Below are 22,118 nucleotides of genomic sequence, written 5' to 3' on the forward strand. Positions count from 1 at the left end.
CTTCGGCTGAAATTGCGCTGGCGACTTCCGGCCGCAGCTTTGTGTGGATTTGTTCTGTCCTGGGTGACCTTGGACGACCGAGTTTTTCCATAGTTAAGCCTCTGTATTTGCTTCATTTTATGGCTCTAATTGTACCATAAAAGCACGCAAAAACCTAAGCTTTTGGGCGGTGCAAGGGTGGATAAACTAGACACGTACTCTCGCAAAGCTGACCAAACCTTCACCGGGCTGAGTTAACCCGGCTGGAGCGCGACGAACAGATTGCGCGGTGGGTGGAGTTGACTGAGGCTAAGGAGGTTTTGTTTCAAGTTGAAACGAAACCCCAAGGCGGCAGGCCAGAAAGTGGCGTTAACGCAGCATCACGTGAATTGGGCATCGACAAGGATGCCGCATACCGCGCAGTCAAGGTCGCCAGTATCAGCGACAGGGCCAAGGAAGCCGCACGGCAAGCGTTCAGGCGTTGGCCACTGCCAAAGAGGCCGGGATTGATCCACAGGCGGCGCTCAAGCTGCTGGACTGGGGCGAGGCGGCGGAAGGGCCGACCGAATAGGGGACGCCACCCCTGCCGGTTTTCCTCAGTTGTCCGGCAAATGGTAGCGGTAACTCGTGAGTGCGCTTTGAAAAAACCGCGAGAGGGGACGGCAGGTTGGTCACTGCTGCTTGCGCGGTCCCCGCTTTTTTCCGCACACCTAAAAAGGGGGAATTAGTGGGGGAAGGATTTTTTAAGAAGTCAATTTTGATATAAAAAACAATAACTTATGGAAAAGGTTGGCGGTGGGGGTGGGATTCGAACCCACGGTACGCTCTCACGCACGGCGGTTTTCAAGACCGCTGCCTTAAACCACTCGGCCACCCCACCTTGGATGCGCACACCAGCCGCGCCGAGAGCCCCCGTTTCGGGTCTTTGGCGCCCGATGTCAAGGGCGAAGTCATGCGATGGCGGTTTTCTTGGGCGCAACGGCCCACCCCTGTGAGCGGGTCCGATATGGAGAAGCGAAATCTCGGCTTTGACATGACCGGGCTGGATCAATCGCCCGTCAAGTCAAAGCGGCACGCTCCCGCTTAACCGGAAAAGTCCCTCTCCCTTTTTAAAGTGGGAGAGCATCTTTTCCTGATCCGATTGATCGCAAGGCGATTCAATCGTCTCAAGAAGGCTCCAGCTTGGAGCGGGCCGAGCCGGACCCGTCAAAAGAAAGGCACGGGCAGCGGCGCTTCCAAACGGGAGACCGCGGCGCGCAGGCACAGTCCCTGCGCCCCGCCGGAGGCCCGGATCATCCAGAACCTCTCAAGTCGGACGGCCACTGGCGGCATCTGCACCAGCGCGTTGGCCGTTTTGCTTGCAACGGCCAAAGATGCGCACCCACTCAAGAATCGCTCAGCTGAAGGCGTGAACCCGGTTCAGATTGAACGCCAAGTGATCTTGGTGCGCCGGCAGGTGCACCAGATTGCCGGGACGCCCCAGATCTCCCCAACAGGATATGCAGCCGGGGACGCACGGGCCGGACGGCCGGGCGGTTCCCCTTCTGTGACGATCCTGCATGCTCCCCCGGGACCGGAGCTGGCCCGTGCCCGCCGATCCGCATCATCAGCCGGTCACGCCGCCTGATGAGCGGCCATCACCCTTTCCAGATGAAAGTCCGTATCGCCCAATTGGTGGTCGATCATCACCAGCCGTTTGGCCAGATGGGAGGACGGATACTCCCAGGTCATGGCGATACCGCCCTGCATCTGGATGCTTTCCTCGGCGATCAGCCTGGCCGTGCGCCCGATCAGGTTCTTGGCCATGGACACCGTGCGAGACTGGTCCGGCGTCCCCATGCGGCTCGCCGCCAGGATCGTGATCGAGCGCGCCTGTTCGATCTCGGTCGCGAGATCCACTGTCCGGTGCTGCAGCGCCTGGAAGGAGCCGATCGTCTGCCCGAACTGCTTGCGGGTCTTCAAATATTCCAAGAGAAGCGCAAAGGCCCGGTCCATGACGCCGAGCGCCTCGGCGCACAGGGCCAGCGCCCCAGCATCCAGGGCATCCTGAAGCGCCGCCGCGCCATCGGCCACCACGAGCCGGGCCGGGGCGTCGTCTAAAAAGACTTCAGTCGCGCCGCCGCCGTCGATCAGGCCATAACCGGACACCGCGCAATCCCGCGCGGCGACCTCGAACACGGCGAGCGTGTCCCCCAGGCGCGCGGCCACGAGAAACAGGTCGGCGACATGTCCGCCATAGACGACGCTCTTTCGGCCGGAGACCCGATAGCCGCCGTCGACCGCCTCTGCCTGTGCCGCAATGTCTTCCAGGCCGTAGGGCGCCTCGATCTCCCCGATGGCGACCCCGTAGCGTACAGCCCCCGAAAGCAGCGGCCCAATTCCGGCCCCCGTCCCGGTCCCGGTCCCTGCCCCGTTCGCTGTCTCATCCCCAGCCGCGAGCACCCTGGCCGCCATCAACGCCGGAAGAACGGGTTCCGGACACAAGGCCCGCCCCAGCGGCTCGAACACGGCCATGATGTCAAATCCGGTCCCGCCATAGCCGCCCTGCCCTTCGCCGGCCAAGGCATAGAGAACCCCCAGATCGGCCAACTGCGTCCATTTTTCAGGATCGTGAAACGGGGCATCATACGCGACCTTGGTCCGGTGCTCGATCCCGTAGGTGTCGCCAAGAAAGCGGTTCAGGCTGTCCGCGATCATGCGGCGGTCTTCGCTCATTTCAAAATTCATCGCTTACAGCCCCAGCATCGCCTTGCTCAGAATGTTCTTCTGGATCTCGTTGGATCCGCCATAGATGGAGATCTTCCGGTTGTTGAAATAGGTGGCCGCATGGCACCGGTCTTCGGCCGGCACAGGCGCCGCGTTGCCGTCGAGATCCTCGGAAGGAAACGGGGCTGCGGCCGGGCCGAGCGCGCGGCGCGACAGATCGTTCAGGGCCTGGCGGATCACCGTGCCCTTGATCTTGAGAATGGAACTTTCCAGCCCCGGCGCGCCGTTTTTCTGGGCATTGCTCAACATGCGCAGGTTCGTGATCTTCATCGCTTCCAGATCGATCTCGATCTCGGACAGCCGCGCGGCGAACAACGGATTGTCGATCAGCCTCTTCCCGGACCGGCGCTGACGCTTCGCCAAGGTCTTGAGCTGGTCGAGGGCCTTCACCGAATAGCCCACACCGGCGATGCTCGTGCGCTCATGGCTAAGCAGGAACTTGGCGATCGTCCAGCCCTGGTTTTCCTCCCCGACAAGGTTTTCAGCCGGCACACGGACATCGGTGAAGAAGACCTCGTTCACTTCATGGCCCCCTTCAATCAGACGGATCGGCCGGACCTCTACCCCCGGCGTGTCCATGTCCACCAGAATGAAGGATATCCCCTGCTGCGGCTTGCCGTCCGTGGAGGTGCGCACGAGGCAGAAGATCTTGTTCGCGTGCTGGCCGAGCGTCGTCCAGGTCTTCTGGCCGTTGATGACATAATGCGCGCCGTCCCGGACCGCCCGGGTCTTCAGGCTGGCAAGATCCGAACCCGCGCCCGGCTCCGAGTAGCCCTGGCACCACCAGTCGGCGCCGCTCAGAATGCGCGGCAGGATTTCCGCCTTCTGGCGATCGTTGCCGAATGCCATGATGACCGGACCGAGCATGTAGATCCCGAACGGAACCACCTGCGGCGCATTGGCCATGCACGATTCTTCCTCATAGATATGCCGTTGCACCGGCGTCCATGCGGCCCCGCCATATTCTTTCGGCCAGGTGTTGGCCAGCCAGCCGCGCGCGTTCAGGATCGCGTGCCAATGCTCCATGTCGGCCTTGGTCAACTCCCGGCCCTGCCGCACCTTGTCCACGATCTCGGCCGGCAGCTTTTCTGTAAAAAACGCCCGCACATCATCGCGAAACGCCCGTTCCTCCGGCGAAAAACTTAACTCCATGCAATCCTCCAGCCACGGGGACATCGCGCCCCGCCTCAACGCTTTACCGCGCCGCCGTTCCTACCCCGGCACCATCAGGAGATGACGTATTGGTAAGCGTCGTCAAGCCCACTTTTGGCGGCAACAGGCCGGAGCAGCCACCGTCAAGCAAGCGCAGCCCGGATCACGGGCCTGCGGGCGCGCTGCCTGAAAAGCAATTCCGCGTCAGGTCAAAGCGGCACGCTCCAATCTGAACGGGAAAATTGTTCTCTATTCTATAGTGTTAGAGCGTCTTTTCCTGGCAGGATTAAACCAGGAGCGGCTCAAACGCGTCAGCAGATACTCTCGTGAACCGGACACCGGCGCAATCGCGTCAAGCAGCAGCCAGACGCGAAAGCTTGGTCAGAACCGTGGCCGCGCCTTTCAGGCGCGTATCGGTGTTTTCCCACTCGCGGGACAGCACGATCTTCTGGTCCGGCCGGATTTTCGCGAGCACGCCCTGTTCGGAGATATAACTGACCAGAGCGGCGGGATTGGCGAATTCGTTGTTGCGGAAGGTGATGACGATCCCCTTCGGCCCGGCGTCCACCTTCTCGATATTCGCCTTCCGGCACAGCCCCTTGATGAAGACGATTTTCAGAAGATGTTGCACCTCGTCCGGCAACGGCCCGAACCGGTCGATCATCTCGGCGCCGAATGCGTCGATTTCCTCGGCCTCCGTGAGATCGCCAAGCCGGCGGTACAAGTTAAGACGCAACTGCAAATCTGGGACATAACCTTCTGGGATCAGTACAGGTGTCCCGATATTGATTTGCGGCGACCATTGCTCTTCGCCGAAATCCGCGCCGCCATCCTTGAGCTGGGCGACGGCCTCTTCCAACATCTGCTGGTAAAGCTCGAACCCCACTTCCCGGACATGGCCCGACTGTTCCTCGCCAACCAGGTTGCCCGCGCCCCGGATATCGAGATCGTGGCTGGCAAGTTGAAACCCGGAGCCGAGCGTTTCGAGCGATTGCAGCACCTTCAGGCGCCGCTCCGCCGCCGGGGTCATGGTCTTGTTCGCCGGTACCGTGAAAAGCGCATAGGCCCGTGTCTTGGACCGTCCGACCCGTCCGCGCAGCTGATAGAGTTGGGCCAGGCCGAACATGTCCGACCGATGGACGATCAAGGTGTTGGCGGTCGGGATATCGAGGCCCGATTCCACGATCGTGGTGGACAGGAGAACGTTGTACTTGCCTTCGTAGAAGGCATTCATCACGTCCTCCAACTCGCCCGGCGGCATCTGACCGTGGGCCACCGCCACCTTCAGCTCCGGCACCTGCTCCTCCAGAAACGACTTCTGGTCGGCCAGGTCCGCTAGCCGGGGGCAGACGTAGAAACTCTGGCCTCCGCGGTAATGTTCGCGCAGCAGGGCTTCGCGGACCACCAGCGGGTCGAACGGCGAGACAAACGTGCGCACCGCGAGCCGGTCGACAGGGGGCGTGGCGATCAGCGACAGCTCCCGGACCCCGGTGAGCGCCAGCTGAAGCGTGCGCGGGATTGGCGTCGCCGACAGGGTCAGGACGTGAACGTCGGACTTCAGCTCCTTGAGCCGCTCCTTGTGCTTGACACCGAAATGCTGTTCCTCGTCGATGATCAGCAGCCCGAGATCGCGGAACCGGATGGCCTTTCCAAGCAGCGCATGCGTGCCGATGACGATATCGACCGAGCCATCCGCAAGCCCCTTCTTCGTCTGGGTCATTTGCTTCGCAGGCACCAATCGCGAGGCGTGGGCCACGTTGACCGGCAATCCATGGAACCGTTCGGCGAAGGTTTTGTAGTGCTGGCGCGCAAGCAAGGTGGTCGGCACGACAACCGCCACCTGCCGCCCCGTCATGGCCGCAACGAAGGCGGCGCGCAGCGCAACTTCCGTCTTGCCGAACCCGACGTCGCCGCAGACCAGCCGGTCCATCGGCCGCCCGGCCGCCAGATCCGCGAAAACCGCGTCGATAGCGTTGAGTTGGTCCTCGGTTTCCTCGTAGGGAAACCGGCTCGCGAATTCGTCATAGACCCCCTCTGGGGCCTCGACCACCGGCGCGCTTTTCAAGGCCCGCGCGGCGGCCGTCTTGATGAGACCCTCGGCGATTTCCAGAATGCGCTTCTTGAGCTTGGCCTTGCGGGCCTGCCAGGCTCCGCCCCCCAGCTTGTCAAGCTGGACCTCGGTGTCCTCGGAGCCATAGCGCGACAGAAGCTCGATGTTCTCGACCGGCAGATAGAGGCGGTCGCCGCCGGCATATTGCAGTTCCAGGCAATCGTGCGGCGCGCCGACCGCTTCGATCGTCTTGAGCCCGACAAACCGGCCGATCCCGTGATCGGCATGCACGACAAGGTCGCCCTCGGACAAGCCCGTCGCCTCGGTGATCACCTCCGAGCCCCGCGCCTTGCGCCGGCTCTTGCGCACAAGCCGGTCACCAAGGATGTCCTGTTCGCCGATAAAGGCGATCTCCTTGAGTTCAAAGCCGTGCTCAATGCCCAGAACCGCGAGGGCGGTGGTCTTGGCCGGCAATGCCAGGGCGGCCTCCAGGGTGTCGACCTCGGCCTTGTTCTCAAGCCCGTGGTCGGCCAGGATTTGCCCCAGACGATCCCGTGACCCTTCGGACCAGCAGGCGATCACCGCCCGCTTTCCGGCGCCCTGCAGCGCGCGGACATGCTGGGCCAGCGCGTCGAAAATGTTGACATCTCCGGCCGCGCGCTCGGCAGCAAAACTGCGGCCCTGGCGCCCATCGAGATCGATGACGATCTTGCCCTGCCCCGGGGGCGGCGTGAAGGGATCAAGGCTCGCGGTGCCCATGTCCGCCAACCGGCCGGTCCATTCCTCACTGGACATGTAAAGCAGCCGCGGTTCGACCGGCATGTAGGGCACGGCTCCCGCGCCCTTGCCATCGTGCCGGGCCTCCTCCCGGGCCGCGTAGTGCTCCTTGATCTGGTCCAGACGCTCGCGTACGGCATCCGCGGCCAGCGCATCGAGCACGACCGGCGTATCCCCGATATAGTCGAACATGGTTTCCAGCCGCTCGTGAAACAGGGGAAGCCAGTGCTCCATACCCGCATAGCGGCGCCCGTCACTGATCGACTGGTAGAGCACATCGTCGCGGCTGGCCGCGCCGAAGCTGGCCAGATAGGACCGCCGGAACCTGGAAACGGCCTCTTCCGACAGGACCACTTCGCTCATAGGCACAAGATCAAGCCGTTTCATCTGCTTGACGGTACGCTGCGTCGCGGGATCGAAAGACCGGATCGATTCCAGCGTGTCCCCGAAAAAATCGAGGCGCACCGGCTCGGACGAGCCGGGGGCAAAAAGATCCACAATCCCGCCACGCACCGCGTATTCGCCGGTCTCACGCACGGTTGGCGTTCTGGAAAAGCCGTTGCGTTCCAGCCAACTGGAAATGTTGGCCATATCGATCCGGTTGCCGGGCGCCATGGCCAGCGCCTGCCCGGCCATCCAGCCGCGTTCGGGAAGACGCTGCAAAGCCGCGTTCACCGTCGTCATTAGAACCGTGGGCGCGGCCGATTGAAGACCACGGGCGAGCTCGCCGAGGGCCAGAAGACGCCGGGCGCTGATCGAGGTATTCGGGGACACGCGGTCGTAGGGCAGACAATCCCAGGCGGGCAACTGAAGGACGTTCGCGTCCGGCCGGAAGAAGCCGAGGGCCTCGGTCACCATCTGCATGCGGGTCGCATCGCGGGCAATGAACACAAGCGCAAGACCCGCGCCAGCGCGCTCCTCCAGCAGGCGGGCCAGCGCATAGCATTCGGCACCATCGGGCACGCTGGCCAGCGTGACGTTGGCCTGATCCTTCAATAACGGGTCGAACACCTGCTTTATCCTGTCTTACTTGTTCTTGGCGTTCATGGCCGGAATATTGGCTTCATGGTAGGCAATGATCCGGCGGTAAAGCGGACCGTCCCATTCCGCCGGCAGCGGCCGGCGCCCGGTCATCCAGGCGTACAGATCCTGATCGTGGGCCGTGAGCAGATGCTCGAGCTCGGCCAGTTCGTCCTCGCTCAAGGCCGCGATATGCGCCTTGGCAAAACCGCCAAGCAGAAGATCCATTTCCTTCATGCCCCGGTGCCAGCAGCGGAACAGAATCTTCTTGCGGCGGACTTCGTCGGTCGTGGGCTCGGCGATTGAAGAACCACTTTCCATAGATGTCATTGTGTTTCCCAAGTCTCAGGTGTCTGATCCGGCGTGCGGGCGGTATATAGCGCGTCCCCCTCACTCTGTCAGTGCCCCGATTTGCAGAGGGGGCTGAACCATGCCAGAAGATGTCGGCCGAACCCTCCGATACCAAGTTGCTCTCATGCGGCCCAACGTTCTCGATCCCCTGTTTGCCCCCGTATCCAGTCTGCCGGGCGTTGGTCCGAAAATCGCCGCCCTGATCACCAGCCTGGTGAGCCGTCTGCCGGATCGCGAGGCAACGGTGGCGGACCTGTTGTTTCACATACCCCATTCGATGATCGACCGGCGCCACCGGCCCGGGATCGCCTATTCGGAAAATGGTGATATCGTCACGCTCGACGTCACGATCGCCCGCCATGCGGCCCCGCCCCGCGGGTCCCGCGCGCCTTACAAGATCCTCGCCTTCGACGACACCGGCCAGATCGAGTTCGTGTTCTTTCATCCGCGCCGGGACTGGCTGCAGAAAACCTTCCCCGAAGGGGAAAGACGGATCGTGTCGGGCAAGGTCGAATGGTTCAACGAACGCCCGCAAATGGTCCATCCCGACTATGCGGTGCCGCCGGATGAGGCGGACAGTTTGCCGGCTGTGGAACCGGTCTATCCGCTGACGGCCGGTCTGGCGGCGAAGACCCTGCACAAAGCGGTGGGCGGCGCCCTAATGCGCGTGCCCCACCTGCCGGAGTGGCTGGATCCCGCCCATCAGCGGCAGAACCACTGGCCCGATTTCAAGGATGCCATCACCATCCTCCACAAGCCGCAAGGCCGTGAAGACCTCGCCCCGGAGGCCCCCGCAACCCGGCGGCTGGCCTATGACGAGTTGCTGGCGAACCAGCTGGCGCTTGCCATGGTGCGGTCCCATATGCGCAAACTCAGCGGGATCTCCCGCAAGCCGGAGGGCCGCCTGCAACGGGCCGTGATCCGCGCCCTGCCCTTTCAGCTGACCTCCTCCCAGGCCAACGCGATCAAAGAGATCAATGAGGACCTGGCAGCTCCCGTGCGCATGCTAAGGCTGCTTCAGGGCGATGTCGGATCGGGCAAGACCGTTGTGGCCCTGGCCGCGCTTGCCCAGGTCATTGAAACCGGTGCACAAGGCGCGCTGATGGCGCCAACCGAGATCCTCGCGCGCCAGCACGCCGCCTCCATGGCGCCCTTGTGCGAGACAACGGGCATACGCCTTGCGCTTTTGACCGGCAAGGACAGCGCCAAAGCACGCCGGGAAACGCAAGACGCGATCCTTGCCGGGGAAATCGACCTTGTGGTGGGAACGCACGCCCTGTTTCAGGGCTCCGTCGCCTTCAAGAACCTGGGGCTCGTGGTGGTCGACGAGCAGCATCGCTTCGGCGTGCACCAGCGGCTGGCGCTGTCCTCCAAGGGCCAGGGCGTGGACGTGCTGGTGATGACCGCCACCCCGATCCCGCGCACTCTGGTGCTGACCTCCTTTGGCGACATGGACGTGTCCCGGTTGACCGACAAGCCCGCGGGACGCAAACCGATCACCACCGTCTCCGCCTCCCTTGACCGGCTGGAAGAGATCATCGGGCGGATCGGCAGGGCCATTGAAACCGGACAGAAGGTGTATTGGATCTGCCCATTGGTGGAAGAGTCTGAAAAGATCGATCTTGCGGCTGTCGAAGACAGGCACAGGATCCTGGAACAGGTCCTTGGCCAGCGGATCTCCCTGGTGCATGGCCGCATGGGCGCGGACGAAAAGGAAGCCGGGATGCAGGCTTTCAAGTCGGGTCAAACGAAGGTCCTTGTCGCGACAACGGTCATCGAGGTCGGCGTCGATGTCCCCGATGCGACCATCATCGTCATCGAGCATGCCGAACGGTTCGGCCTGGCCCAGCTTCACCAGCTGCGCGGCCGGGTCGGGCGGGGCGACAAGCCCTCCACATGCGTCTTGCTGTTCAAGGGACCGCTCGGAGAGACGGCCTCGGCCCGCCTCAATATCATGCGCGAGACGAATGACGGCTTCCTGATTGCAGAGGAAGATCTGAAATTGCGGGGTGGCGGCGAAATCCTGGGTACCCGGCAGTCCGGCATGCCGGGTTTCCGGATCGCGAACGCCGAGTTTCATGCCGACCTGATGGAAACCGCCCGCGACGATGCCCGGCTAGTTCTGGAAAGGGATCCTCAACTGAAATCCGCCCGCGGCGAAGCGCTGCGCTGCCTGTTGTATCTTTTCGGCCGTGATTCCGCGATCAGCTACCTGCGGGCGGGATAGGCTCCGCGGCCCGGTCATGCGTCTTCCGAGGCGGACACTTTGGGTTTGGGGCCGTCCGATTGCGGGTCGGCAGGTTGTTTCCGCTGCCGGATCGCTTCGGCGGCAGCGGGATCCATGTGGTCCTTGAGCATCTCGGGATACTCGGGGTTCACAAGACCGGCTGAAATAATGAGTTTGGCGGCATCCTCAACGCTCATCTTCAGTTCGATCATGTCTTCGGCCGGCACGAACAACAGGAAGCCGGATGTCGGGTTGGGGGTTGTCGGCAAAAAGACAGACTTAAGTTCACCCCCGACGGAAAGCCGTTGGGCGACCTCGCCTTTTGTCGTGGTCGACACGAAAGCGATCGCCCAGAGGCCCCGCCGCGGATATTCGATCAATGCCGCCTTGCTGAAACTGGAGCCACGTTCGTCGAGAATGGTCTCGAATATCTGTTTCAAGCCACTATAGAGATTGCGGACGAGCGGCATCCGGCCGACGATCGATTCCCCGAAAGAGATCAGGCTGCGACCGGCGAAATTGGCGGCAAGAAACCCGACCATCGTCAAAAGAAACCCGGCGACGATCAAGCCGAAACCCGGTATGCCGAACGGCAGATAGGTTTCGGGATGGTAGATTTTCGGGACAAGCGGCTTGACCCAGCCATCGACCCATTTGATGAACGTCCATGTCAGCCAGAGGGTGATCCCGATTGGCCCGGTGATCACGAGCCCGGTGAGAAAGTAGTTCCGGATACGGGTTGCCAGGTGGCCCTTGTGTCCGCCGGTTGAATCTTGTTCTTTGCCCTTGTCGCGCGTCATGCGTCTTGTCCACTTGCCATGATGGTCTGTCCACCGTCCCCCCGCTCCGGCGTTAAGCAGTAGTTTTATAACGCACTCGGCCCACGACGCGATGTGTTATTTTTGGCCCCAAAGCACAGGTCGCTGCACGAATCGGAGGCATTTTTTCCCTTGCGCCGAAAAACCTTCTTGGTCCTGGGTTGCCTCAGCCTTGCGGTTGGCGCGGCCGGCATTGTCTTGCCGGTGCTCCCCTCCACCATATTCTTCATTTTGGCGGCCGGCTGTTTCGCACGCTCGTCGCCCCGGCTCGAACGGAAGATCCTGGATCATCCCACCGTCGGTCCGCCCGTTCGCGCATGGCGCGAGCACGGGGCTATTCCGGTCAACGCGAAGATCTACGCCATCACGGGGATGACGGTGGGTTTCGGCCTGTTTTACTGGAGTTTGGCCCCCACCGCCGTGTTGACCGTGCTGGTTGGCGGCAGCATGGTTGTGTGTGCGATTTTCGTCTTGACACGGCCCAATGGGCCGCGACGAGCCAAGATCCCCGACGGCGCGCCAAAACCGGGCTCAGCCCCGAACGATCCTTAAGCCGAAGGGGCGCCCCCGGGACCAAACCCTTTTGGATGGCCCTACTCGACCGTCACCGATTTCGCCAGGTTCCGCGGCTGGTCAACGTCCGTTCCCATGAAAACCGCCGTGTGGTAGGCAAGCATCTGGACCGGCAGCGCGAAGATGATCGGCGCCACCAATTCATGCATGTCTGGCAGCACGATCTTTTCCATGCCTGCGGTGGCAGGGTTGTCCGCGCCCGCCTCGTCAGTGATCAAGACAATGCGCCCGCCACGGGCTGCGACCTCCTGCATGTTGGAGACGGTCTTTTCGAAAATCGCATCGTGTGGCGCGATAACGAAAACGGGCATCGTCTCGTCAATCAGTGCGATGGGTCCATGTTTGAGTTCACCGGCGGCATAACCTTCCGCATGGATGTAGGACAGCTCCTTCAGCTTGAGCGCTCCTTCAAGCGCCAGCGGAAAGTTCGTTCCGCGGCCCAGATACAGCGCATTCGGCGCTTTGGAGAGCGCCTGCGCCAGGCCTTCGATCGCCGGCTCGGCCTGCAAGGCTCGCAATGCCAGGTTAGGCGCGGCCGACAGGGCACCGACAAGATCGGCGTGCGCTTCGGCTGACAGATGCCTGCGCGCCAGGCCCGCATGCAGTGCAAGAGTGACCAGAACGGTCAGCTGGCAGGTGAAGGCTTTGGTCGACGCGACCCCGATCTCTGGGCCCGCAATGGTCGGGAACACAACATCGGCTTCCCGCGCGATCGTGCTTTCGGGAACGTTCACGACCGCTCCGATCAACGCACCTTGCGCCTTGGAATAGCGGAGCGACGCCAGCGTATCGGCCGTTTCCCCCGACTGGGAGATGAACAGGGCAAAGTCGCGGTCGCTCATCGGTGTTTCACGATAGCGGAACTCCGACGCTATATCGATTTCCACGGGCAGCCGGGCGTATTTCTCGAACCAGTATTTCGCCACCAGACCGGCGTAGTAGGCCGTGCCGCAGGCCGATATCACGATCCGGCCAAGAGATTGAAAATCAACACTTTCAATGCCCTGGATTTCGGTCGTCCTTTTGCCCAGGTCGATATACCGGGACAGGGTATGGCCGATGACCTCGGGCTGTTCATGAATTTCCTTGGCCATGAAATGGCGGTAATTGCCCTTCTCGACGAGCGCAGCGGTGACCGACGACTTGGAGACCGGACGAAGAACGGCGGCATTCGCCGCGTCGAACACCTGAAGACCCGACCGGGTCAGGACCACCCAGTCCCCTTCTTCCAGATAGGTGATCCGGTCTGTGAAGGGCGACAGGGCGATCGCATCCGATCCAAGGTACATTTCACCGTCGCCATGGCCCACGGCCAATGGCGATCCCTTGCGGGCACCGATCAGCAGATCTTCCTCACCCTCAAACAAGATCGCCAGCGCGAAGGCCCCGCGCAAACGCGGCAGAACCGCCGCGACCGCTTCTTTCGGCCGTGCCCCTCTGGCACGTTCCGCATCCAGCAGATGGGCGACCACTTCCGTATCGGTGTCCGATAGCAAGGTGCCACCGGCGGCCACGATCTCCTCGCGCAGTTCGAGGAAGTTTTCGATTATGCCATTATGAACAACGGCCACCCGGCCGGCGACATGCGGATGGGCGTTCAGGACGGTCGGTGCGCCATGGGTGGCCCATCTTGTGTGGCCGATGCCGATCGAGCCCCGGATCGGCGCCTCGCCGAGGGCTGCCTCCAGGTTTCGCAGTTTTCCCTCTGCGCGCTTGCGGGCAAAAACCCCCTGATCCAGGGTGGCGATACCGGCCGAGTCGTAGCCGCGGTATTCCAGCCGTTTCAAGGCATCGAGCAGTTGCAGCGCCACATCCTGACGGCCAAGAATACCAACAATTCCACACATGAATAAAATCCTTGCTCCACAAATCCGGCACGATCCGTTTATCCGCTCCTGGAAGACGAAGCGAAATCAAACCCTGTTGCAAAAGATGACAAGGCGGCCCGGGCATAGCCCCGCGAAAGGGCTGTCTTCTACTTGCGGCCGTCCTTGGCAGCTTGCAACCGGGCCCGCAAGGTCTTTGCCCGCCCTTGTTTAATCACCTGGCGGCCACGGCCGATGACGAGGGAATCCCCGGGGACGTTGTCGGTCACGGTACTACCGGCGCCGACATAGCTGCCCGGGCCGATCGAAACGGGCGCGACCAGGGTGCTGTTCGATCCGATAAAGCTCTTGGCCCCTATCTCCGTGCGGTGTTTGGAAAACCCGTCATAGTTGCACGTGATCGTCCCGGCCCCGATATTTGCCGCCGACCCTACCGACGCATCCCCCACATAGCTGAGATGATTGACCTTAGCGCCCTGGCCGATGGTTGCATTCTTGATTTCCACGAAGTTGCCGACATGGGCCTGCGGGGACAGGGATGCCCCCGGCCTAAGCCGAGCAAAGGGTCCGACCGTGCAGCCGGTTCCGACACTTGCGCCCTCAAGATGACTGAACGCGCGGATTCTCGCACCCGGCTGCACCTTCACCCCGGGACCGAACACAACGTTCGGTTCCACCACCACATCCTCGCCCAGCACCGTATCATGAGAGAAATGGACAGTTTCGGGCGCCTGCAATGTGACACCGTTCTCCATGGCCTCCGCGCGTTTGCGCGCCTGGAACACCGCCTCGCAGCGGGCGAGCTGAGCGCGTGTGTTGATCCCCTGAACTTCGTCTTCCGAGCCTTCGACAGCCTGAACTGTCAATCCCCGGGAGTTTGCGATTTCAACGGCATCGGTGAGGTAAAATTCGCCCTTCGCATTGGCATTGCCGATGGCATCCAAAAGCTCCAGAGCCGCTTTTCCGCAAAAACCCATAATGCCGGAATTACAGAAAGTTACAGCCTTTTCCTCAAGTGTCGCATCCTTGTCTTCACGAATAGCAACGAGACGGCCGCCCTCCACTAGAAGCCGGCCATACCCCGCCGGGTTTTGCGCCTCGAACCCCAGAACCGCGACATCTGCTCCTTGCGCCAGTTGCTCCCGCACCCGAAGGATCGTTTCTGGCGAGACCAGCGGCGTGTCTCCGAACAGGACCAGCACATCGTCCGCGCCGGCTTCGAGGGCCGGCCGCGCCGCAAGCGCCGCGTGCGCGGTTCCCAGGCGCTCGTTCTGCACATAACAGCCCGCCTCAGGCACCAGTTGGCGAACCTGGTTCTCAAGGTCCTCCATCTGCGGCCCGACAACCACCGCAATTCGCTCGACGCTGGCCGACCGCAGAGCGGTCAGAACATGGCCCACAAGGGACAGTCCACCGATCTCATGCAGAACCTTGGCCCGGCTCGATCGCATGCGGGTTCCAAGGCCAGCAGCCAGAACAATCGACAGACAAGAACGAAAAGACATGGGGACATCCCTGCAGCACTTTGGTCGGTTGGCGCTACCTATGCCCTGTCCATTTGAAAGATGAAAGTTCTTCGGGGGAACTCGCTGAACTTTCGTTGTTCATTAACCATAAATGGGGTGTCATGGGATGCTAGCACGCGAAGATTCGCATCCAAACAACATCGGACCCTATCATTTTGCGCAAGGGCAGCCCGAAAGTGCCGATCCGCGACCTGATCACGCAGACGCTGACACCCCAGCGCCTGTCCGTGAGCGGGTGGGCTTTAGCGGCGATCCTGTTCGGAACCGTCGGATTGGCGGCAATCAACATGGATGCCCGCACCCCCGGTTTCGATCACCGTTTCGCCGCCCCCGGCCTTCCGCTTCCTCCAGCCGGGCCGGTCACGACAACCGCTTCGATTGGCGGCCAGCCTTACCAGATCGAGGTCCTCTCCCCGCCGGATACCAGGTCCGGGTCGGATCTGGCCGGTCATGTTGAGACCCTCCGGCAGGAGATCGTCGCCCTTCGCCGGCGTCTTGAAGCCATAGCCAATCAGAACGAGGGGTATTCCGCCCGGCTTTCCGCCCTCGAAGCGGGCATGGAGGAGCCATTGTCTTCGATTACCGGCTCTCCGACTGTGCAGGCAGGCCAAGCTCCTGGTCCCGTGGCGCCGGTTCCGTTGGCAACAGGCAAGATGGAAGGTGAGATCCAAGGCTCGCCGTTGCCCCCCGACACAACCGGCCCCCACCCGCAAGCCGCCTCCCCGTTCCCTCTTCCCAAACCGAAACGCGGGACAGCCATAGCCATGACGGACACGGCGGTTGATGCCGCCACAAATGCACGTCCGGAACCGGCCGATGACATCCCGGCCACGAACCCGCAGCTCTCGGAAGCCCCGGCACCGGACGCAGCGAATGTCCCGGAAACGATTCCCCGCACCGGCCCCCCACCGCGTCTGATCGAGGGTCCGCTGCCGGGCTTTCCGATGCCGGAGCGGGATTTGCCCGCGCCGATCGGCCCCAGACTTGCCGACACCGCCGACAGCCCCGTCAAGATCATCGAGCTTCCGACGGATACGAGCGCCCCGGTCACCACCGGTTCAATCGATCCCGCCGAACAAACACGCGTCCCGGCCGCACCTGCCACTGTATCGGGACCCGGCATCGAGGAGGCCGCCGCACCGGAGGAACCGGTTTCCCTGCTTCCCCCGGTCGTTCGGGCTTCCGATGGTGTCGGCCGTTTGAAAAGCGCGGCCGCAAGCAGCCTGGCGCGGAGTGATTTTGGCGCTGTGATCGGGCGCTATGCCAGCCAGGAAGACGCAATCATGGCTTGGATCGACTTTGCCGATCAGAATTCCGAACGGATGAGTGGATTGCGCCCGATGCTCGCGCCGTCCACAATATCGGACACCGGGTTCGAATTGCTGGTCGGCCCTTTCGGAAATGCGGCCGATGCCGCGGTCGCGTGCCTTCAGCTGCTGGATGTCGCGCAAACGTGTTACCCGACGCTCTTTGCGGGAAAGCCTCTGCCCGCACGCGAAAATGCGCAGAATACGGTCCGCCGGCCATAGAACAAGTCCGGACCCCGGTTCACGCATCGCGCTTTTCGGTTTCCAACGCCCGCTGATCTAATCGCGGAGCGGGTCAATCTCGTCAGGTGATCGGCTCGGCGTGCCAGGGCCGGCAAAAGCGCGCCGACTTTGCTTGGCGATCCTGGCGTGAGATTTTATAGATGGATGGGAAGAGCTTTCCCCTTGATCTCCGGCTGGCTGGCTCACCCACGCAAGAGACCGGCGCGGGCGGGTAGCGCCGGCCTGCCGGTGCGGCTGTCACTCAACCGATCTGTTGGAAAACCGGAAAAGTCTCCAGAAGCCAGAATGAAAAGACCGCCATCTGTCCGGTGAGAAACATAATACCGGTCAGAACGAGTACACCGCCCATGGCCTTTTCGACCTTGCCCATATGGCGTTTGAAACGGGCCATGAAGCCCATGAATGGCCGGGCGAACAGGGCCGCCAACAGGAAGGGGATCCCCAAGCCAAGCGCATAAGCGCTCAACAGCAAGGCGCCTTGCGCGACCGTACTCTCGGACCCCGCCACGAACAGGATGGTTGCCAGAATGGGTCCGACGCAGGGTGTCCAACCGAAAGCGAACGCCAACCCAATCAGGTAGGCACCAACAAGACCGGCCGGTTTCCGCGCTACATGGACCCGCGCTTCCCGGTACAAGAACCCGATCCGGAAAAGCCCGAGGAAATGAAGCCCCATGATGATGATCGCGGCACCCGCAATGTAGCCGAGAAACTGGATATGCTGGGTGATGAACTGTCCCAGAAAACTGGCGCTCGCCCCCAGGATGACAAACACGGTCGAGAACCCGGCGACAAAGGCCAGCGCACTGAAAAACACCCTTTGGGAGGCTTCGTTCCGATCGTCCTCACCGGTCAGTTCCTCAAGCGAAACCCCGGCGAGAAACCCGAGATAAGGGGGAACAAGGGGCAGGACACACGGTGAGACGAAGGACAAGACACCGGCGAAGACGGCACCCAGTATTGTGACTTCCTGAAGCATGCATGTTCCGTTTCAGACGGGACCTGCGCACAGCCCCTGACGACGCGCGATCCTGTTTTAATCGATCCCGGCGCACGGCGCAAAGACACGGCCGCCTCACCTTTGCGTGTGGCTCATCTGTCGCAGCCTGTCTCGGGCACCCCTTAGTCGCGCACGATCATGACGGACTGATTGGCGTGGCGGACCACCCGTGCCGCATTCGGACCGAGTAGATAGTCCTTCAACTCCGGCCTGTGGGAGGACAACACGATCAGATCGCAGCCGAGCTTATCCGCAGCCTTATTGATTTCCTCGTAAATCGTCCCGTGCGCGATATGCCCCTTCGAGACGATATCTTCCGGCACATGCTCGGCCATGAAGGCCTTCAGAATGTCGGCCGCCTTCTGGAGCGCCTCGCCTTCGAAATTCTTCGGAAAATAGCTGCCGACAATCGAACGGCCGAAATCGGGCACGACCGTTACGACGTGGAGTTCCGCCCCGAAAGTCCGGCACAATGCAATGGCCGACGGCAAGGACTTCTCCCAAGACGAGGCCTCACCGAGATCCAGGGGCACCAGTATCGACTTGTACATGATCGTTGTCCTTAGAATGCGGGAACATCGGTCCGGCGGCGCTGGACCGCGATCACGATGAACAGCAGGCCAAGCGCCGGGATGTAGAAGATCTCCTTTGGCAAACGGTCACTCGCCTTCTGCACCTCGATCACCTCGACGGGCTGGTCGCCGTAAAAGTCGAAATCCTGGAAGGTGGAGAAATAGGGTGTGCCAGGGAACGGCTCTTCCAGAAGCGCCTTTCCGTCGTCGACCATGATCGTCAGGCCCGCGTCATTGATGCGGCTCTCGCCATCTGAGCCGGCGGCAAGTGGAACTTCGATGAAGGTCTCCACAATCCGATCCGGATTGTCGAAATCCGGACCGCGCACGACGAATTTCAGATAGCCGCCGTCACCCACCGTGGACGCCGTCTCGAACACAGCTGCCGGATCGGTCGACTGATAAGGCGGCTGAACCATGTCCAGCCAGAAGCCCGGGCGAAACAGCGTGAACGCGATCAGGAGAAGCGCAACGGCTTCCCACGCCTTGTTGCGGGCAAAGAAGTATCCTTGGGTGCCTGCCGCGAACAGCAACATCGCCACCGTTGCCACGATGAACACGAACACCGCTTCCACCGGTCCAACATCGATCAGCAGCAGGTCGGTATTGAAAATGAAGAGGAACGGGAGAGCAACGGTGCGCAGGCTGTAGTAAAAGGCTGTGAAGCCGGTCTTGATCGGATCTCCCTGGGAGATTGCGGCCGCTGCAAAACTTGCCAGCCCGACCGGCGGTGTCACGTCCGCCATCAATCCGAAATAGAAGACGAACAGATGGACCGCGATCAACGGCACGATCAGTCCGTTCATGGCACCGATTTCCACCACCACGCTCGCCATGAGCGACGAGACGACGATGTAGTTCGCGGTCGTCGGCAATCCCATGCCAAGGATCAGCGAGAAAACGCCGACCAGAATGAGCATGAGCATCAAATTACCGCCGGAAAGGAACTCGATGAACTCGCCCATGATCTGGTGGGCACCAGTCAGTGAGATCGTTCCGACGATGATGCCCGCGGCCCCGGTCGCCACGGCGATGCCGATCATGTTGCGGGCGCCGGCGATCAGTCCCGCGGCCAGATCCGAAAGACCGTTTGCGACCTCCCCGCCGAGGTTGCCCGTCCCGCGCATTATTGCTTTCAGCGGTTTTTGGGTCAGCAGGATGACGATCATTCCGACGCTGGCCCAATAGGCGGAGAGCCCGGGCGAGAAGCGCTCGATCATCAAACACCAGACAAGGACGACGATCGGGAGGAGATAATAGAGCCCGGTCAGAAGCGTCGGAATGAACGCAGGAAGTTCGGTCACAGGAGCATTCGGGTCGTCCAGTTCAAGATCCGGCCGCCGGGAAGCGACATAGAGCAAGCCCAGGTACGCGAGGGCGAAAATCACGATCACCGCCTGGAACGTCGCGTCCCCGAAGACATCCTTGGTCCAGCCAAGGCCATAATGCAGGCCGGCCGCCAGAAGCGCGATTGTCAGGAAGCCCGTCAGGATCCCCAAGATGCTCTGGATCACCGTCTTCGCGGGACCCGGTTTCGGCAGCCCCTGCATGCCGGCCTTCAGAGCTTCCAGATGCACGATGTAGAGCAGCGCGATGTAGGAAATGGTAGCCGGAACGACGGCATGACGAACGACGTCGAGATAGGAAATCCCGACATATTCGACCATCAGGAAGGCGGCCGCGCCCATCACCGGAGGCATGATCTGGCCATTGACCGAAGACGAAACCTCGACCGCGCCGGCGGTTTCAGGTTTGAAGCCGACCCGTTTCATCAGCGGGATCGTGAAGGTGCCGGTCGTCACCGTATTGGCGATGGACGAACCCGAAATCAATCCCGTCATCGCCGAGGATACGACGGCCGCTTTGGCCGGCCCACCGCGCAGATGGCCCAGAAGCGCGAACGCCACCTTGATGAAGTAGTTCCCGGCCCCGGCCTTGTCGAGCATCGACCCGAACAGGACAAAAAGGAAAATCATCGATGCCGAAACACCGAGGGCAATGCCAAACACACCTTCGGTCTGCATCCAGTAATGCCACATGGCTTTGCCATAGGAGGCTCCCTTCCATTGGATCACTTCCGGAATGAAGGGCTGATCGCCAAAGAAGACATAAATCAGGAAGACAGACGCAACGATCACGAGCGGCAGGCCAAGCGCCCGGTAGGTGGCGACCATCATGATGACCAGACCCACGGTTGAGACAACCAGGTCACTGGTGGTTGGAAGACCCGCCCGCGTGGCGATGTCGTCCTTGAAGACCACGAGATAAAGACAGGCGCCGACGCCAAGCAGCCCCAACAGCCAGTCGTACCAGGGGATGGCGTTCCGGGGGCTTGTCTTGAACAAGGGATAGGCCATCGATGCCAGCAGCAAGGCAAAGGCCAGATGCACGGACCGGGCGGTGTCCGAATTCAACGTGACATTGATTCCAAGGAGATCCGTGAGCAGGAACGGCAGTGTCGAGGCGTAGTAGAGCTGGAAAAGAGACCACGACAGCGCCAAAGCCGCCATGAGGTTCCCGATGGAGCCGGCGGGACTGCGGGCACCCGTGTCCGACTGCGCAACCAGCTCATCCAGGTCGATCTCTGAGGATTTGGAGACGCCGCCACCGGCGCTGGTTTGTTCGCTCATGGCTACCCCACCCTGCCGCTGTTCACCGCCCGGCGCTTGCGCGCTCTGGTCTCAAACGGGTCAGCGGTCGTGTCTTCGTCAAAAAGGCAAAAAAGAAACGGAGCGGGCGAATGCCCGCTCCACCAGGCCGGATTACATCCAGCCACGTTCCTTGTAGTACTTCTCGGCACCCGGATGCAGAGGGGCCGACAAGCTGTCCTTGATCATCTCCTCTTCCTTCAGGTTGGCAAATGCCGGGTGCAGCTTGGTGAAGTCTTCAAAATTGTCGAAAACAGCCTTCACGAGGGTGTAAACGACTTCGTCCGGCACATTGGCCGAGGTGACGAATGTCGCCCCCACGCCGAAGGTATTGACGTCTTGTTCATTGTTGTACATGCCGGCCGGGATCGTGGCGGTACGATAGTACGGGCGATCGGCCACAAGCGCTTCAATCTCCGGACCGGTCGCATTGACCAGCACGGCTTCGCAGGTCGAAATCGTCTCCTGGGTCAGGGCCGACGGATGGCCAACCAGCCAGAAATAGGCATCGATCTTGTTGTCGCACAGCGCCTGGCCGGTTTCGGCTGACTTGAGCTCCGCAGCCAGCTTAAGGTCGCTCCGCTCCCAGCCCAGGGCCGTCTCGATCACTTCCCAAGTGCCGCGCGTTCCCGAACCGGCGTTCCCAATGTTCAGGCGCTTGTCCTTCAGATCTGTGATGTTGGAAATCCCAGCGTCAGCACGGGCAAGAATGGTCACCGGCTCCGGATGGACCGAGAACACGGCGCGCAAGTCTTCAAACGGGCCAGCCTCTTGGAAGCTCGATGTGCCGTTGAATGCGTGATACTGCCAGTCGGACTGGGCAACGCCGAATTCCAGCTCGCCCGCACGGATCGTATTGATGTTGTAGATGGACCCGCCGGTGGATTCCACGGAGCAGCGAATGCCGTGTTCCTTGCGATCCTTGTTCACCAGACGGCAGATTGCGCCGCCGGTCGGATAGTAAACCCCGGTCACACCGCCCGTGCCGATCGAAATGAACTGCTGCTCGGCGGCCTGAACGGCACTCATGCTGCCAGCGACCATTGCGGCGCCAAGCGCAAGGCTTGCGATCTTCATGTGAGTACCTCCACGTAAATCGTTGCGGCCTTCCGGCCGGCCGGCATGTTTCACCGGCCTTCTGACCTAACCAAAAAGCGCCGTAATTGAAAACCCTTACAAGCCGAATTTAGGGAAAACATTCTGAATTGTAGGAATGTTTTCTGCCATAGTCAGTTTCTCGGCCGAAAAACGAAAAGGGCGCGCCGATTGGTGCGCGCCCTTTT

Annotated in this window: 14 protein-coding genes and 1 tRNA gene; 3 read left to right on the forward strand and 12 right to left on the reverse strand. The window is 61.5% G+C overall.

All coding sequences use genetic code 11. From position 1 onward, the window contains the following. Positions 1–769: 769 nt before the first annotated feature. From F0184_RS18320 to F0184_RS18340, 5 genes are all read right to left on the reverse strand, one after another. Positions 770–859: transfer RNA gene (locus F0184_RS18320), tRNA-Ser, on the reverse strand. Between the two features lie 734 nt (positions 860–1,593). Continuing rightward, positions 1,594–2,694 (reverse strand): acyl-CoA dehydrogenase family protein, encoded by a 1,101-nt coding sequence (locus F0184_RS18325; protein WP_208998556.1) that lies wholly within the window; start codon positions 2,692–2,694, stop codon positions 1,594–1,596. 15 nt (positions 2,695–2,709) lie between these two features. Beyond that, positions 2,710–3,897, reverse strand: a complete 1,188-nt coding sequence (locus F0184_RS18330; RefSeq protein ID WP_150497664.1) for an acyl-CoA dehydrogenase family protein — start codon at positions 3,895–3,897, stop codon at positions 2,710–2,712. Positions 3,898–4,249: 352 nt separating this feature from the next. Continuing rightward, positions 4,250–7,735 carry a transcription-repair coupling factor gene (mfd, locus tag F0184_RS18335; RefSeq protein WP_150497665.1) on the reverse strand — a complete coding sequence of 1,162 codons (3,486 nt, stop codon included), beginning with the start codon at positions 7,733–7,735 and terminating at the stop codon, positions 4,250–4,252. A 15-nt stretch (positions 7,736–7,750) separates the two neighbouring features. After that, positions 7,751–8,074: an FAD assembly factor SdhE gene (locus F0184_RS18340; protein WP_150497666.1), complete on the reverse strand. Its 324-nt coding sequence runs from the start codon at positions 8,072–8,074 to the stop codon at positions 7,751–7,753. Positions 8,075–8,219: 145 nt separating this feature from the next. Here F0184_RS18340 and recG point away from each other — a divergent pair, with 145 nt between their 5' ends. After that, the gene (recG, locus tag F0184_RS18345; RefSeq protein WP_150497708.1) at positions 8,220–10,322 is read left to right on the forward strand and encodes an ATP-dependent DNA helicase RecG; all 2,103 of its coding nucleotides are present in this window, start codon (positions 8,220–8,222) and stop codon (positions 10,320–10,322) included. A 14-nt stretch (positions 10,323–10,336) separates the two neighbouring features. Here recG and F0184_RS18350 read toward each other — a convergent pair whose 3' ends face one another. Then, complete coding sequence (locus F0184_RS18350; protein ID WP_150497667.1) at positions 10,337–11,122, reverse strand: DUF502 domain-containing protein; 786 nt, start codon at positions 11,120–11,122, stop codon at positions 10,337–10,339. Between the two features lie 168 nt (positions 11,123–11,290). Here F0184_RS18350 and F0184_RS18355 point away from each other — a divergent pair, with 168 nt between their 5' ends. Further along, entirely contained in the window at positions 11,291–11,692 is a 402-nt protein-coding gene (locus F0184_RS18355; protein ID WP_244299324.1) for a YbaN family protein, read from the forward strand. A 41-nt stretch (positions 11,693–11,733) separates the two neighbouring features. Here F0184_RS18355 and glmS read toward each other — a convergent pair whose 3' ends face one another. Together glmS and glmU are read right to left on the reverse strand one after the other, a co-directional pair. Further along, a complete protein-coding gene (gene glmS, locus F0184_RS18360; protein WP_150497669.1) occupies positions 11,734–13,560 on the reverse strand; it encodes a glutamine--fructose-6-phosphate transaminase (isomerizing) in 1,827 nt (608 codons plus the stop codon). A 128-nt stretch (positions 13,561–13,688) separates the two neighbouring features. Then, complete coding sequence (glmU, locus tag F0184_RS18365) at positions 13,689–15,044, reverse strand: bifunctional UDP-N-acetylglucosamine diphosphorylase/glucosamine-1-phosphate N-acetyltransferase GlmU (protein WP_150497670.1); 1,356 nt, start codon at positions 15,042–15,044, stop codon at positions 13,689–13,691. Positions 15,045–15,220: 176 nt separating this feature from the next. On the opposite strand from glmU, the gene F0184_RS18370 reads away from it, so the two are divergent. Beyond that, positions 15,221–16,594, forward strand: coding sequence for a hypothetical protein (locus tag F0184_RS18370; protein WP_150497671.1), 1,374 nt, complete (start codon positions 15,221–15,223; stop codon positions 16,592–16,594). Positions 16,595–16,856: 262 nt separating this feature from the next. Here F0184_RS18370 and F0184_RS18375 read toward each other — a convergent pair whose 3' ends face one another. The 4 genes from F0184_RS18375 to F0184_RS18390 all read right to left on the reverse strand — a co-directional run bounded on the left by F0184_RS18375 (position 16,857) and on the right by F0184_RS18390 (position 21,912). Beyond that, positions 16,857–17,594 (reverse strand): cytochrome c biogenesis CcdA family protein, encoded by a 738-nt coding sequence (locus F0184_RS18375; protein WP_150497672.1) that lies wholly within the window; start codon positions 17,592–17,594, stop codon positions 16,857–16,859. Between the two features lie 143 nt (positions 17,595–17,737). Next, positions 17,738–18,166, reverse strand: coding sequence for a universal stress protein (locus F0184_RS18380; protein ID WP_150497673.1), 429 nt, complete (start codon positions 18,164–18,166; stop codon positions 17,738–17,740). 11 nt (positions 18,167–18,177) lie between these two features. Continuing rightward, the gene (locus tag F0184_RS18385; RefSeq protein ID WP_150497674.1) at positions 18,178–20,817 is read right to left on the reverse strand and encodes a TRAP transporter permease; all 2,640 of its coding nucleotides are present in this window, start codon (positions 20,815–20,817) and stop codon (positions 18,178–18,180) included. A gap of 132 nt (positions 20,818–20,949) precedes the next feature. After that, positions 20,950–21,912 (reverse strand): TAXI family TRAP transporter solute-binding subunit, encoded by a 963-nt coding sequence (locus tag F0184_RS18390; RefSeq protein WP_150497675.1) that lies wholly within the window; start codon positions 21,910–21,912, stop codon positions 20,950–20,952. Between the last annotated feature and the right edge of the window lie 206 nt (positions 21,913–22,118).

Origin of the sequence: Roseibium aquae, from assembly GCF_008711285.1 — a bacterium.
In the GTDB taxonomy this organism is placed as follows: domain Bacteria; phylum Pseudomonadota; class Alphaproteobacteria; order Rhizobiales; family Stappiaceae; genus Roseibium; species Roseibium aquae.